This window comes from Synechococcus sp. CS-1333, from assembly GCF_025128015.1.
Lineage (GTDB): Bacteria > Cyanobacteriota > Cyanobacteriia > PCC-6307 > Cyanobiaceae > MW101C3.
On record NZ_JAHLYO010000027.1, the window covers coordinates 32,329 to 47,472 of the forward strand.

The 15,144-nt window shown below is 60.6% G+C and carries 7 protein-coding genes; 5 read left to right on the forward strand and 2 right to left on the reverse strand.

The window, feature by feature from the left end:
- Positions 1-10 precede the first annotated feature (10 nt).
- Both KQ303_RS10280 and KQ303_RS10285 read left to right on the forward strand, forming a co-directional pair.
- Positions 11-3,319 (forward strand): efflux RND transporter permease subunit, encoded by a 3,309-nt coding sequence (locus KQ303_RS10280; RefSeq protein WP_259730195.1) that lies wholly within the window; start codon positions 11-13, stop codon positions 3,317-3,319.
- Positions 3,319-3,660 (forward strand): hypothetical protein, encoded by a 342-nt coding sequence (locus tag KQ303_RS10285; protein ID WP_259730196.1) that lies wholly within the window; start codon positions 3,319-3,321, stop codon positions 3,658-3,660. Before KQ303_RS10280 ends, KQ303_RS10285 begins: the two co-directional genes overlap by 1 nt.
- Positions 3,661-3,931: 271 nt before the next feature.
- Here the strand turns inward: KQ303_RS10285 and KQ303_RS10290 are convergent, their stop codons facing one another.
- Both KQ303_RS10290 and KQ303_RS10295 read right to left on the reverse strand, forming a co-directional pair.
- On the reverse strand, positions 3,932-6,727 hold the full coding sequence (locus KQ303_RS10290) for an HAD-IC family P-type ATPase (RefSeq protein ID WP_259730197.1): 2,796 nt from the start codon (positions 6,725-6,727) through the stop codon (positions 3,932-3,934).
- 504 nt (positions 6,728-7,231) lie between these two features.
- Positions 7,232-9,481, reverse strand: a complete 2,250-nt coding sequence (locus KQ303_RS10295) for a cation:proton antiporter (RefSeq protein WP_259730198.1) — start codon at positions 9,479-9,481, stop codon at positions 7,232-7,234.
- A gap of 916 nt (positions 9,482-10,397) precedes the next feature.
- Here KQ303_RS10295 and KQ303_RS10300 point away from each other — a divergent pair.
- From KQ303_RS10300 to KQ303_RS10310, 3 genes are all read left to right on the forward strand, one after another.
- Positions 10,398-10,640, forward strand: a complete 243-nt coding sequence (locus KQ303_RS10300; protein ID WP_259730199.1) for a hypothetical protein — start codon at positions 10,398-10,400, stop codon at positions 10,638-10,640.
- Between the two features lie 94 nt (positions 10,641-10,734).
- Positions 10,735-11,871 carry an efflux RND transporter periplasmic adaptor subunit gene (locus tag KQ303_RS10305; protein ID WP_259730200.1) on the forward strand — a complete coding sequence of 379 codons (1,137 nt, stop codon included), beginning with the start codon at positions 10,735-10,737 and terminating at the stop codon, positions 11,869-11,871.
- A complete protein-coding gene (locus KQ303_RS10310; RefSeq protein WP_259730201.1) occupies positions 11,868-15,143 on the forward strand; it encodes an efflux RND transporter permease subunit in 3,276 nt (1,091 codons plus the stop codon). The genes KQ303_RS10305 and KQ303_RS10310 overlap by 4 nt, the downstream gene beginning before the upstream one ends.
- Position 15,144: the final 1 nt, after the last annotated feature.

The window sequence follows — 15,144 nt, forward strand, 5'->3', positions numbered from 1 at the left end:
GGAGCCGCCGATGTCTGCTTCCGACAATTTCATCACGCGGCCGGTTCTGACCACCGTCTGCAGCCTTCTGATTGTGTTCGCCGGGCTGATCGCCATCCCGCTGCTGCCGGTCGAGAACCTGCCGGATATCGCCCCGCCCACCGTGCAGGTCACCTCCCGCTACAACGGCGCCGATGCCCTCAGCGTCGAGCAGGGGGTTACGGCCGTGCTGGAGCAACAGATCAACGGTGTCCAGAACATGGAGTTCATCAGCTCCAACAGTTCCGCCGACGGCACCAGCGCCATCACGGTGTCCTTTGTCAGCGGCACCGACGGTGACATCAACCAGGTCAACGTGCAGAATCGGGTGGCGCTGGCCCAGCCCCAGCTCCCCGAGGAGGTGCGCCAGTCGGGGGTGGTGGTGAACCAGGCCTCCAACTCGATCCTGCTGGTGGCCAACTTCGTGAGCGAAGACCCAGCCAACCCTTTCAGCATCGAGACGATCAGCGGCCTGCTGGATCAAGGGCTCACCGATGCCCTCCGGCGGGTACGGGGCGTGGGCAGCATCGCGTATTTCGGCAACCGCCAGCTGGCGGTCCGCCTCTGGCTTGATCCCGACCGGCTGGCCGTCAACAAGCTCACGTCAGCCGATGTGGTGGCAGCCCTCAGTTCCCAGAACCGGCTGGTGCCGGCCGGCCGGGTGGGCGGTGCGCCGGCGCCCGACGGCCAGATGTTCACCTTCACGGTGCAGTTGCAGGGGCGGCTGCGCACCAACGAGGAATTCGAGCGCATGATCCTGGGCACCACCCAGGATGGGGGCCTGATTCGCCTCAGCGACGTGGGCCGCGTTGAGCTGGGCGGTGAAAGCTTCGATGTGGGGGCCACCGACCTGCGGGGGGTGCCGTCCGTGGGCCTGGCGGTCTACCAGCTCACCGGCAGCAACGCCCTGGAGGTTTCCAACGGTGTCAAGGAGGTGATCGACACCTTCGAAGCCACCCTGCCGCCGGGCATTCGAAAGGAGATCATCTACGACAACACCGACTTCATCAACGCCTCGATCGAGGGGGTGACCGGAGCACTGCGGGATGCGGTGCTGCTGGTGGTGCTGATTCTGTTCCTGTTCCTGCAGGACTGGAAAGCCACGATGGTGCCGGGGATCGCCATTCCTGTGGCCCTCGTGGGCACCTTTGCCTTCGTCAAGGCCTTCGGCTTCTCGCTCAACCAGCTCACCCTGTTCGGGTTGGTGCTGGCCGCCGGCCTGGTGGTGGATGACGCCATCACCGTGATCGAGGACACCTCAACCAAAAAGAAGGAGGGGCTCTCGGCCGTGGCAGCCGCCATGGCCACCATGAACGAGCTGTTCGGTGCCGTGATCGCCACATCCCTTGTGCTGTTTGCGGTGTTCCTGCCGGTGCTGTTCTTCCCAGGCGCCACCGGCACGATCTACAAGCAGTTCGCCGCCACGATCCTCTTCGCGGTAACGATCTCCACCTTCAACGCGCTCACGTTTTCGCCGATGCTCTCGGCCCTGCTGCTGGCCCGGGAGAGCCCACCCCCTGGGCGCCGCACCTATGCCATCGCCGGCGCGGTGATCGGCGCCATCTATGGGTTGCTGCTCAGCGGTGGTTTCGCAAACCCCCTCCCCATCGTGTTGTTTGGCCTGCTTGGCCTGGCCCTGGGCTGGTTCACCCCGCCGATATTCAGTGGGTTCAACCGCTTCTATGCCGGCTTTGAGCTCCGCTACGAGGGTGCCCTTGGCTGGGCGCTGGGCCACCGCAAGTTGGTGATGTCGGTGTTGGTGGGGGGGGTGGTGCTCACCGGTGTCGCTTTCAACGCCATCCCATCCGGTTTTGTACCGGTGGAAGATCAGGGCTATGCCATCGGCTTCGTGCAGGCCCCGGATGGCACCTCGGTCCAGAAAACCAGCCAGGTCAATGCCCAGGTGGCCGAGATCCTGCGCACTGAACAGGACATCACCTCGGCGGCGATCTTCAGCGGCGCCAGCCTCGATGGCAATGCTCCCAACCGGGGGCTGTTCTTCTTCGGCACCAAGAACTGGGACGATCGCGGGGACGCAGACCAGTCGGTGAACTCGATCGTGGAGCGGCTGAACCGCAAGCTCTCGGTGATCGACGGCGCCCGTGTGTTTGTGGTGGAGCCCCCGGCCATTCCTGGCTATGGCGCCTCCGGCGGTTTCGAGTTCCAGCTGCTGGATCAGAGCGGTGGGGCCCTCAACCTGCCCGAGTTCGCCGGGGTGGCGGGCCAGCTGATCGGCAAGGCCAACCAGGCACGGCCGGATGGCCGTCCCCTGTTCAGCCGTGTGTTCACCCAGTTCAGCGCCGAGTCCCCCCAGCTGGCCGTCACGGTGGACCGTGATCGCCTCGCCACACTCGGCCTCGACTACGGCCAGGCGATGCGGGTGTTCAGCTTCTACTTCGGCGGGGTCTATGTGAACGACACGTTCCAGGAGGGCCGGGTGCGGCGGGTGTTTGTGCAGGCAGATGGCCCCTTCCGGGCCACGCCCCAGCGGCTGCAGGCCATCTTCGTCACTAACTCCAAAGGGGAACCGGTGCCGCTGGCCGAGGTGATCACGGTGGAGCCGGTCACCGGCCCCTCGATCATTCCCCGCTTCAACCTCTTCCGCGCCATCCGGGTGGAGGGCTCGGCGGCGCCGGGGCGCAGCTCGGGCCAGGCGATCAAGGGGATCCTGGGGCTGTTCCAGAGCCTGGATGTGCCCGGCATCGGCTACGACTGGACCGGCATCGCCCGGGAGGAGGTGAGCGCGGGGGCCCTGGCGGTGGTGATCTTCGCCCTCGGCATCCTGGTGGTGTACATGGTGCTGGCGGCTCAGTACGAGAGCTATAGCGATCCGCTGATCATCCTGATGACCGTGCCCACCGCCATGCTCGGGGCCCTGGCGTTCCTCGGGGCCCGTGGCTACGAACTGAACATCTACGCCCAGGTGGGGCTGGTGATGCTGATCGGTCTGGCGGCCAAGAACGGCATCCTGATCGTGGATCTCGCCAACCAGCGCATGGCCGCCGGCGCCAGCGCTCTGGAGGCGGCCCGCGAGGCGTCCCGCTCCCGCCTGCGGCCCATCATCATGACGGCCGTTTCGTCGTTGTTCGGCTTCCTGCCGCTGCTGTTTGCGAGTGGGGCCGGTGCCCGCGGCCAGTCCTCTCTGGGCACGGTGGTGTTCGGCGGCCTGTTGGTGGCTACGGTGCTGTCGCTGCTGGTGGTGCCGGTGTTCTACGTGGTGGTCAAGCAGCTTGTGCCGCCCCCTCCCGCTCCGCCGAAGGAGGCTCCTGAGGCTGGGGCGATCGAAGGAGCCTCACCCTGATGGCGGCGCCCCAGGCCCGGCTGCGGACGCGCGTAATCCTGCTGGCAGCTGCCATCGGCGCAGGCCTCGGGGCGGCCATTGCCTTCATGCTTCATGCGGTGGTGACCCACACCCCTGTGGAGGTGAGCCCACGCACCTATGTGATCTTCTTCGTGATCTTTACCGCCTTCGGGGCTGTGGCCGGACTCGCCCTTGAAACGGTGCGTCAGCTGCAGGCGGGCAACCCCGATCCTGCTTACCACCGCTACCCGCGCACCTTCCCCCGCTCTTCTCCTCGGCCCTCACCGCGACATAATCCCGAGGGGCCCAGAGATCCTGGTCAGTCATCTGATCTCGGGTGATCTTCGATATGTTCCCTTGCTTTAGTTGAGGTGTCTTAGGGGGCTCTTCTTTCTATCGGTGGGCGGCAACCTGGGCTGCATGCTTTGGGTGGTTGACTTGGCCATCACGTGACGCGCCTCGATCTTGCCAAGAGTGCTGGGAGTGGTGGCTGGATAGGGCCGCCCAAGGAGTTGATGGCCATCAAGCTCACTCTCGGATCTTGGACGACGGGGCTGTTGTTCTTGCCCGATCTTGGCTTTCTCTGAGGGGCTACGGCTGGCTGCAAGCGGATCAACCAACTCCTGTGATGGTGCGCTGGGGAGGGGTCCAGTTGACGGGCCAGCGGTTGGCGAGCAGGGCCACCACCAGCATCGGCGAGGCCAGACCGAAGCAGGCAAGCCATTGGTTGGCCGTCATCGGCGTTGTCTCGAACAGCAGATTCATCACGCGCCACTGACTGAACAGCACCTGCAGCAGAAAGGCAGCAATGATGCCGAAGCCGATGCGTGAGAAATTGCCCAGCTGAACCTTGCGTCCGCGCAGGCGTGCAATCAGAGAAGACCAGAACTGGCTGAGGCTGAACAGGTAGATCGCCAAGCCCGTGACCAGCGTCTGGATCGCCATCGTGCGGGCCAAGGTGAGATCGCCACTGGATTCGCGTATCCAGGCGAAGATGCCGAAGATGAAGATCAGGTTGAGCGTGGAAATCAGGGCGATGCGTTGGAGCAGGGGTGTTGACAGCAATGGCTGCTGGGGAGAGCGGGGCGGGCGCTCCATCAGGTCGTAGGGCTTGGGCTCGAAAGCGATGGGAACCGTCATCGTGATCGAGATGATCATGTTGATCCAGAGCACCTGAAGCGGCTGAATCGGCAGGAAGTTGCCACGTCCGGCCATCACGCTCAGAAACACGCTTGCGGCGAGGCCACCATTGACCGGTAACAGGAAAGCAAGCGCTTTCAGCAGGTTCTGGAACACATTCCTGCCTTCCTCGACGGCCGCTTCAATCGAAGCAAAGTTGTCGTCAGTGAGCACCATGTCTGCAGGTTCCTTCGCCACTTCCGTTCCGGTGATTCCCATGGCGATACCGATGTCCGCCTGTTTCAAGGCAGGCGCATCATTCACACCATCACCGGTCATGGCAACGATGTGACCGCGGGACTGCAGAGCCTGAACCAGGCGAAGCTTCTGCTCCGGAACAACACGGGCAAAGACGCTTCCCTCCAGGGCGGCATCGATGAAAGCGGTCTTGTCCAGATCTGAGAGCTCTTGACCACTGAAAGCCGCGGTTGTCTCCTGTTGACTGAGTTTCAGGCGATTGGCGATCGCCACAGCGGTGACCTTGTGATCACCGGTGATCATTTTCACGTCGACGCCGGCGCTGTGGAAGGCCTGTACGGATTGGATGGCCTCGGAGCGTGGTGGGTCGATCATTCCCTGAAGACCGAGGAAGACCAGCCCCGAAGCCAGAGCATCGTGATCGATCGTGGTGCTCGAATGCGGTTTCTTTGCAAAAGCCAGCACGCGCAGACCCTTCGAAGCCATTCGCTCAGCCTGCAAGGTGAGACGTTCCTTGTTGATCGGAAGAACACCTCCCTCCGAATCAAGAATCGAATCACTGCGCTTGATCAGGGATTCGACGGACCCCTTCATCCAGATCCAGCAGCCTGCCTCCATCGGCAACTGATTCAGGGTTGCCATGTATTGATATTCGGATTCAAAGGGAATGCTGTCGAGGCGGGGATGCGTTTTGGCGAGCTGGGCGCGATCAAGGCCGACCTTGCCGCCAGAAACCAGCAGAGCGCCTTCGGTGGGATCGCCCACGATGCTCCAGGTCTTGCCTTCATGAGCTAGTTCAGAATCGTTGCAGAGCACACCGGCGAGCAAACAGTCTCGTACGGCAAGCGGCATCTGGGTGATCTCGATCGGTTCATCATCCGAATTGAGTAGATCTCCCTTGGGAACATAGCCATCACCGATGAATTGGTAGTGATGACCGCCGGCATAAAGAGCCTGCACAGTCATTTGATTTTCGGTGAGGGTTCCGGTTTTATCGGAACAGATGATTGTTGCACTTCCTAGGGTTTCTACGGCAGGAAGATTCCTGACGATGGCATGCCGCTCCGCCATCCGCGAAGCACCGATCGCCAGGGTGATGGTAACCACTGCTGGTAGTCCCTCGGGAATCGCACTGACGGCAAGGGCAACGGAGGCCTGGAACATGTCGAACGGGGTGTTCCCCCAGGCCAGGCCCACGATGAACGTAAAGATGGCAATCCCTAGAATTGCCCGCAAAAGCAGATTGCTGAATCGTTCAAACTTTCGAGTGAGCGGTGTCGTCAGTGCGCTGCTTTGATCCATCAATGTGGAAATCCGGCCTGTCTCGGTTCTCTGGCCCGTTTCTACAACGATGCCTTCAGCTTGGCCGAAGGTGACGAAGCTGCCTGCATAGGCCATGTTGATGCGATCAGCCAGAGGCGTTTCCGGACCTAGTTCCTTGCAATCTGCATCCTTTTCCACGGCCACGGACTCTCCCGTGAGGCCTGATTCATTGATCTGCAGGCTGCGACTTGTCACAAGGCGAACGTCGGCCGGCACTTTGTCACCGGAAGCCAGCAGTACCACATCTCCTGGCACCAGTTCGACAGATGGCAGCTTCTGCATCTCTCCATTGCGACGAACCATCGCCTCTGTGGTGACCGAGGATGCCAGTGCTTTGATGGCAGACTCCGCCTTGGATTCCTGGGTGAAGGCGATCAGCGCATTCAGTACTGCAACACCGGTGATCACTCCCGCCTCAATCCATGAGCCCATGAAGGCCTTGACGGCACCAGCAATGAGGAGGATGTAAAGAAGAGGATTCTTGAACTGAATCAGAAACATCCACACAAGAGGGCGGCCCTTCTTGGCTTTCAGCTCATTCTTGCCAAAGCGATCCTGTTGCCGTTTGGCCTGAGCATTGGTGAGGCCCTGCTGGGGATCGACATTAACTCGGGAAATAACCGTTGAAAGATCAAGACTGTGCCAGGGAATCAATTGAGAATGGCTCTGGGAGGATTCAGAGCGAATTGAGACGCTTGCTTTGATCATTGCAGGAGGTTGTGCGCGAGATAGCGGCTAGGGTTTGAAGGAAGTTCGTTGTGTATAGCAAGAAATCCTTTGGTTCAATCAGTATAGGCATTCATAAACGGTAACATAAGTTCCGCGAAGGCGATCTGCTTCTGGAATACCCGATTCTTGACGCATCCAGGGGAATATCGGCAACCTGACTTGATGGTTCACCCAGTCGTGCCTGAGAACGATCGAACTCCCCTTCATGGATGAGAATGTGGCGCCTACCTCGGTCGTTGACACCAGGCAGACGCCGGAGCTGGGCTTCCCCTGCCTGTGGCCTCCCCGCGCCACAGTCCTAGTCCAGTCGACCTGTTCCAGACATGCCCCAGTCACAAAATAGGGTGCGGGAACCAATAAGGCCAAGGGGTTCGGGGCTGGATCGAGGCGCGCAAGAGGAGCACCTGAAGGGAAGCAAGATCGAGACCCAGGAGGAAGTTGTGATTTAGCCGTAGAGTCTGTAAGTGAAAACCAACTAAGCTCTCAATATGAGACGATTGTTTTGATGTCTGCCGTGGCTGCGATCCTTTGACCGAGATCAGCAAGAACAGACAGTGAGCCAAACACCAATAATCTGTCTCCCGCTTTGATCACACACTTCCCATTCGGAAATCGAAGATACATTCCTTGGCGACGGATTGCTTGAATTGTGGATCCGAATTGCTTCTGAAAATCAAGTTGAGCCAAGGACTTTCCGACGACTTCACTGCCTTCGGAAACGAGGATCCAGAGGGAAGAATCGGTATCCTCTGGTAACTGCTTTATTCCCCCTTCAACCAGCTTCTTGAAAGCGGCTAGTTCATCAACTTCTCCTACGAGTAAATAGTTATCCCCTTCTTGAATCAGGGTGTTCGACTCGGGGTAATCGATTTTCTCGCCACTGGCGCGTGTAATCGCCATCAAGATGACCCCGGAAAGCAAGCGTATGTGGGATTTCTCAAGGGATTTTCCTACTAAGGCAGAGTTGGGAGGCAGGGAATACATTTTGCTTTTCATCATGCGCGTGGCCTCCTTGATCTCTCGAGAGATCTGATCCTTGGATTGCTCTGGACGCAGAGTTGAGTAGTGAGAATCTCGAATTTGCTGGATGTTTTGCTGGATGGCAGCCAAGGGAAATCCCAAACCTGAAAAAAGATGTGACGATAGCTCTAGGCTTGCCTCAAACTCTGGTTGCACAACTTCTTTCGCGCCCATCTGATACAGGGGTTCAATGTCTTTCTCTGCGCTGGCACGCACCACCAGATCCAGTTCTGGGTTGAGCGCAAGGGATCTCTTCAGGCACAAACGAATGCTCATGGGATCAGGCAGGGCGATCGCCATGCCTCTGGCCTGATCGACGCCGGCCTTTTGCAGAACGAGGGCACTGGCTGCATTGCCAAAGATGTATGGTATTTCTGCATCCCTCAACTTTTGAACATATTGCTCTGATTGCTCAATCACCAATACAGGGTAGTCGCGTTCACGTAACAGCTTCACAATGTTGCTGCCAACTCTTCCGTAACCGCAGACAACAATATGATCCCGAAGGGATTGCGAATCTTCTGAGATTTCCATGGGGCCATCGGCCTGGGTAAACCAGGGTATGGACTCGGCTTTGGCTAAGAGCGCAGGCAGCCATTGCAGCACGAAGGGAGTGACGATCAAAGTAACGGCGGTTGTTCCAAGGATCAACGAGTAGACATCCTCTGAAATCAAGCCAAATTTGCTACCCTGCCCTGCCAGTACGAAGGAAAACTCACCAATCTGAGCTAAGCCCAGACCAGCAATGATGGCAGTATTCAGCGGATAGCGAAACAGGATAACCAAGGGCGTAATGATAAACGATTTGCCGACCAATACCAGTGTGACAAGTCCTAAGATCAGGGGCAGATTGTTCCAAAGGAAAACCGGATCGATCAAAATTCCAATCGCTGCAAAAAATGCAGCCGCACAGATGTCCCGGATCGGTTCAACATAATCGAGGGTCTGGTCGGAATACTCGACCTCTGAAATCATCAGACCCGCTACAAATGCGCCCATTTCAGTGGACAGCCCAATCTTGCCCGTGAGGAGTGCAATGCCCAGGCAAAGCGTCACGACTCCTAGAAGAAAAAGCTCGTGGCTTTCCGTCTTGGCCAGAAGCTGCAGGTAAGGAGGGATGAGCCATTTCCCCACTACGAACGCCCCTAGGGCAAACAGCGCGAGCTTCAGTACGGCGATTCCGATGGCAAATCCGAGCTCCTCGATCGGACTGTTCAGCGCCGGCAAGATCGCCAGCATCAGGCCAAGGGCAAGATCTTGGACAATCAAGATGCCCAGCATCACCTGCCCGTGGGCCGAGGCCGTTTCATCCTGCTCTGCCAGGGCCTTGATCACCACAGCAGTGGAGGAGAGTGACACCAACTCGCCGAGGAAGATACCCTGTGGAACGGAGGTGACCCAGCCCGCCACCACGGCGACCAAAGCCGTCAGGGAGATCGTGAGGACCAGTTGCAGTCCGCCACCACCCAATGCGATCTTTTTGACCTTATTGAGTTCAGCGAGGGAGAACTCAACTCCGATGGTGAAGAGTAGAAACGTAACGCCCAATTCGGCGATTGTTTCTACTTCCTCGTAGTTACTGATCAGCCCGAGCTCGAAAGGCCCAACAATCACCCCCGCAAGCAAGTACCCAAGAATGACGGGCTGCTTCATCAAGGAAGCCAACAAGCCTCCGAAAGCCGCCGCGGCAAAAATTATGATGAGCTCGGTCATGGGGGGTTGAGAACGGCTTGAAACGGTTGGCTTTCGCTGGGCAAAGACGAACTCTGAGATTGTTGTCTCTGAGCGGGGGATGGGTGAGTTTCATTCTCATTATAGGCGGCATGGAATTTTCTGCCTACCAGTGAGCAATGAGGGCTTACCTGTCAGCATCTCCAGATGGGGCGGGCAAGGCTGATTTACGCCTCTCGGCTATCTCTCTAGGCTAGGCTCTGAACGAGGCCTATACTCAGCTTCGCCAAGAAGCCTGCTCCTCCATGCTTGAGTGTTCACCACTCCGGTTTCAAAAAGATCTTGTCATGCCCCTTGGCTTCTGGGAAGCAGTGGCATCGCTTTCGGCCTGACCAGGCAATCCTGAACGTTTCTCCTTACAGCCTCTTGAGGAATTCCCTCGATCTGTTTTCTCACAATGTCATTCAGTGACCAGCAACCGCTGAATCCACTGCTGATGGCTGAGGCCACTTAGTGCACTTTGGCACCTGTAACCGTTATTGAACCTTGGATTTGGATGTCCCCAGGGGCTTCGCTCCTCCGATCTCAGGCAGGTGTCAAGCGACATCCGGTATTGCTCCTCTGGTGGCAGGAAATCTGCCCTGCCTTGTGAGGCTTCAGCACCGGATTGTTGATGCCGCAGTTGACCCCGGTTTTTCTTGCTCATCAGCCCATTGGGACGGATCTGGATTGGGAGACACGGGTTTTCATGGGCACCTTCCTCCTGCGTGGCGAGGATGGTGCTCACCGCACAGTTGGCCTTGATCAGGCCGGCGCAGTGTTTCCTCGTTGTTCGGTTTCTTGCCGCTGGTGTTCGCGAGTGGAGCCGGTGCCCTTGGCTAGTCCTCCTTTGGCCCGGTGGTTTTCGGCGGAGTGCTGGTGGCCAAGGTGCTGCCGTTGATGGTGGTGCCTGATTCTGATGGCGGGGCTGATTGGCAGTGGCCTCGGGGCCGCCTTGGCGGTGATGCTGCATGCGGTGGTGATCCACACGCCGGTGGTGGTGAGCACGCGCTCCTTTGCCCTCTACTGCGGGATCTTCTGCGGGTTCGGGGCCTTTGCCGGCCTCACTCTGGAGACGGTGCGGCAGCTGCAGGTTTCCACCTCAGATCCTGCTTCCCACCACAAGTTCTCCAGAGGCGGAGGAAGCCAGAAGCGCCCCTGATCGCCTCTCGTCGTTCCGTCATGTTCCCAGTACGCGCCGACGCCCATGCAGAAGTAGACAGGTCCCCTGGTGTGCGTCAACATTGATCGCACTCGTGACCAGCCCGTTGCGGCCACCCACCACCGTTCTGGCGGCATCCTCTCTTCTCTCGCTGGTTGCTCTCATTGGCTGTGCTCCGGCCAAGGTTCCCGAGCAGCCCCCGGCGGCCGTCAGGCTGGTGAATCCACGCACTTCCGTCTTCACCGACTCCGCCGATTACCAGAGCACGCTGGAGGCCATCCGCGAGGTCAAGCTCGCTCCAGAGATCGATGGCCGCATCGTGGCGATGCCGATGCAGGAGGGACAGGCGGTGAGAAAGGGAGAGTTGCTCTTCCGGCTCGACCAGGTGCAGCAGGAGGCCACCACCAATTCGGATCGGGCGGAAGCCCGGAAGGACCTGGTGAACGCCGAGCGTTATATCTTTCTCAACGAGCAGGGTGCCGTAACCACCAAGGAACGTGATTTTTATGTCACCCAGGCTCTGGTGAGCCGTGATCGGCTGCAGTCCTCAAAAGCCACCCTTGGTTACAAGAACGTCACGGCTCCGATCACCGGTCAGGTGGGCAGCATCAACGCCAAGCTTGGTGATGTCGTTCGTGCCGGCGGTGTCGTCACCAGCGTGGTCGACAACTCCCGCCTGTGGGTGCGCCTCGATGTGCCGGGCACCGATGCCGCCCGCGTGAAGGTGGGGCTGCCCGTGGTGCTGAGCGCGCCCGATCGCCCCGAGCTCACGGCCCGCGGCGCCGTGAGTTTTGTGGCCCCGTCCCTCGACAAGGAGCGCCAGACCCTGCTGGTGAAGGCCACCTTCGCCAACGACGACGGCGTGCTGCGCAACAGCCAGCGGGTGAACGCCAGGTTGATCTTCTCGCAGGGCAACGCGTTGTCGATTCCCGAGCAGGCGGTGCTGCTCCAGGCCGGCAAGACCTTTGTGTTCCTGGCTGTGAGCCCCGAGGAGGCACGGCAGCGGCTGGGCCGGCCGATTGAGCCACCGCCACCCGCGGGTGCCCTGGTGGCGGTGCAGGTGCCCGTCACCCTGGGCACGCTGCAAGGCGGCATGTTCCCGGTGGCTTCGGGCCTGCGGAGCACCGATTCGGTGATCCTGGGCAACCTGGCCCAGTTGCGCAGTGGCCTGGCTGTGCGCGCCGCCGCTGCAGCGGCGCCTGCTTCCGCCCCCCCGGCGGCCCGTCAATGAGCCTTTCGGACACCTTCATCCGCCGCCCTGTGCTCAGCACGGTGTGCAGTGTGCTCATCCTGCTGGCAGGCGTGATCGCCCTGCCCCTGCTGCCGATCGAGAACCTGCCGGACATCGCTCCGCCCACGATTCAGGTGAACGCCAACCTGCCCGGGGCCGATGCGCTCACGGTGGAAAGCGCCGTGACCGGCCCGCTTGAGGAGCAGATCAATGGGGCGCCGGGGATGGATTACATCACCTCCACCAGCACCGGGGAGGGCAGCAGCCAGATCAACGTCTACTTCAAGCCGGGCACGAACGCGGACATCGATCAGGTGAACGTGCTGAACCGCGTTCAGACCGCCACCCCGCAATTACCGCCCCAGGTGAATGCTCAAGGGGTCACGGTTCAGCAGACCTCCGGCAGCTACCTCCTCGTTTACAACCTCACGTCCACCAAAGGCCAGTTCGACGGCACCTTCTTGAACGGGCTCCTGCAACTGAATCTTGTGTATCCGCTCACGCGCGCGGATGGTGTCGGCCAGGTGAACATCTTCGGGGCCAGTGATCCCGCCTTCCGCCTCTGGGTGGATCCACTACGGCTGGCCCGTTTCAACCTTTCCATCACCGATGTGGTGAATGCGCTGAAATCTCAGAACGTGGTGGTGATTGCCGGCAGCGTGGGTGGCCCGCCCTCACTGCCCACCAACCGCTCCACCTTCCCGATTCTGGTGAACGGCAACCTGGAGACAGTTGGTGAATTCGAAAAACTCATTCTCTCCAAGGGCCCCGACGGCGGATTGATTCGTCTGGGTGATGTGGGCCGCGCAGAATATGCCTTTCAGAACTTCAATCAGGCCGCCATCAATGCCATCAGCGGCTACCCATCGGTGGGCTTCGGGGTGATCCAGCTGCCTGGCAGCAATGCAATCACCACAGCTGATGCGGTGGATGAGGTGCTCACCCAGTTCCGCAACTCCCTTCCGCCAGGTGTGGTGCTGGAGAAGGTGTTCGACCAGACCGACTTCATCAATGCCTCGATCGAAGGGGCCCTCGATGCCCTGCGCGATGCTGTGGTGCTGGTGTTGCTGATCATCTTCCTGTTTCTGCAGGATTGGAAGGCCACGGCTGTGCCGGCCCTCGCCCTGCCCATCGCCCTGCTGGGGGCGATGGTGTTCGTGAAGGCGTTCGGCTTTTCGATCAACGAACTCACGCTCCTGGGCATCATCCTGGCCACCGGCCTGGTGGTGGATGACGCGATCGTGGTGGTGGAGGCCGTGTCGGCGCGCATCGAAGCCGGCGACCCACCGTTTGTGGCGGCCTCCAATGCCATGAAGGAACTGACTGGCGCCATCCTGGCCACCGCCCTGGTGCTGCTGGCTGTGTTCGTGCCCGTGGCCTTCTTCCCGGGCGCCACCGGCGTGATTTACCGGCAGTTCGCGCTCACGATCGTCTTCTCGATCATCGTGTCCACCTTCAATGCGATCACCGGCAAGCCGCTGCAATCGGCGTTGCTGCTCGGTGGCGGCAAAACCGAACCCAGGGGCTGGCGTTGGACGGCGATCGGCGGGGCCTTCGGTGCGTTGTACGGCACCCTGGCCGGCGGCTGGCTGTTGGCTGTGGTGCTGGGCCTGGTGGGGGCCGTGGTGGGCACCTTCCTGATGCCCATCTTCACGGCCTTCAACAAGGTGTTCGATCAGGTGGCCCGTGGCTATGCCGCCCTGCTTCAACAGGTGATCCGGCTTCGGCGGCTGGTGCTGGCGGCGTTGCTGGGCGGGGTGCTGCTCACCGGCGCCGCCTTCGTGCTGATTCCCACCGGTTTCGTTCCCACCGAAGACCAGGGCTATGGCCTGGGCATCATCCAGTTGCCGGCCCAGTCGTCGATCGAGGCCACCATGGCGGTGGCGGATGAGGCCCGCAGGATCATCGCCAAGGAGCCTGATGTGGTGTCCGGAGAACTGGTGGGAGGGGCCGGATTCAACGGCGGCTCGTTGAACCAGGGCATCTTCTTCTTCGGCTTCAAGCCGATCGAGGAACGCACCAGTCCGAAGCAATCGGCGAATGCCATCATCGGGCGGATGAACCAGGCCTTCGCCAAGATTCCCGGGGCGATTGTGCTCGCTCAGGCGCCCGCGGCCGTGCCTGGCTTCGGCGCTCAGGGGGGCCTCTCCTTCCAGTTCAACGACCTCAGCAATGGCGGCTACAGCCCCACCGAACTGGCCGGCCTCGCCAAGCAACTGATCGCCAAGGCCAGGGGCACCGGCACCTTCGGCAACCTCTATACCCAGTTCGTCAGTGATGCGCCGGTGTGGCGCCTCGACGTGGACCGCGACCGCATGGCCTCGCTCGACATCGACTTCAGCGCCGCCATGGAGGCCCTGGGTACCCTCACGGGCGGCAGCTTCGTGAACCAGACCTACGAGCAGCAGCAATACCGGCAGGTGTATGTCCAGGCCGATGCGAGCCACCGCACCATGATCCAGGACCTCAACAATCTCTATGTGAGCAACCGCTCCGGTGGGCTGGTGCCTCTTTCCAACGTGGTGAAGGCCCGCCTCGACAGCGCCCCGCCGATCATCAGCCACTTCGATCTTTATCGCACCGTGCTGATTCAGGGGGTGGAGGCCGCCGGCAAGAGCAGTGGCCAGGCGATCGACACGATCGCGGCGGTGTTCCGCCGGCTCAATTTCGCCAACATCGGCTCAGCCTGGTCGGCGTTGACCCGGTCGGAGGTGCAGGCCGGCGCCCTGGCCATCCTGGTGTTCGCGCTGGGGATCGTGGTGGTGTACCTGGTGCTCTCCGCTCAGTACGGCAGCTACATCGATCCGCTGATCATCCTGATGACGGTGCCCCTGGCCATGCTCGGGGCGCTGATGTTCCTGGTGTTGCGCGGCCAGGTGAACAACGTGTACGCCCAGGTGGGCCTGGTGACATTGATCGGCCTGGCGGCCAAGAACGGCATCCTGATCGTGGATCTGGCCAACCAGCGCATGGAGCAGGGCATGAGCTCCGCCGAAGCGGCCATGGCGGCCGCCTGCTCCCGCCTGCGCCCGATCCTGATGACGGCAATGGCGGCACTGGCCGGCTTCTTCCCCCTGCTGGTCGCCAGCGGCGCCGGCGCCCTCAGCCAGCAGTCGCTTGGGGCCGTGATCTTCGGTGGCTTGCTGGTGGCCACGGTGCTCAGCCTGTTTGTGGTGCCCTCCTTTTATGTGCTGATGAAGCAGCTGGAAGCCTCCTGGTTCCCCGCCAGCCAGGCCACCGAACCGGTGCTGCCGTCAGGCCCGGCCGCCTGAG

What these genes read in the sequence shown, in the direction of transcription:
- KQ303_RS10280 (WP_259730195.1), top strand. Translation starts at nt 11, where the DNA reads ATGTCTGCTTCCGACAATTTCATCACGCGGCCGGTTCTGACCACCGTC.
- KQ303_RS10285 (WP_259730196.1), top strand. Translation starts at nt 3,319, where the DNA reads ATGGCGGCGCCCCAGGCCCGGCTGCGGACGCGCGTAATCCTGCTGGCA.
- KQ303_RS10290 (WP_259730197.1), bottom strand. Translation starts at nt 6,727, where the DNA reads ATGATCAAAGCAAGCGTCTCAATTCGCTCTGAATCCTCCCAGAGCCAT.
- KQ303_RS10295 (WP_259730198.1), bottom strand. Translation starts at nt 9,481, where the DNA reads ATGACCGAGCTCATCATAATTTTTGCCGCGGCGGCTTTCGGAGGCTTG.
- KQ303_RS10300 (WP_259730199.1), top strand. Translation starts at nt 10,398, where the DNA reads ATGGCGGGGCTGATTGGCAGTGGCCTCGGGGCCGCCTTGGCGGTGATG.
- KQ303_RS10310 (WP_259730201.1), top strand. Translation starts at nt 11,868, where the DNA reads ATGAGCCTTTCGGACACCTTCATCCGCCGCCCTGTGCTCAGCACGGTG.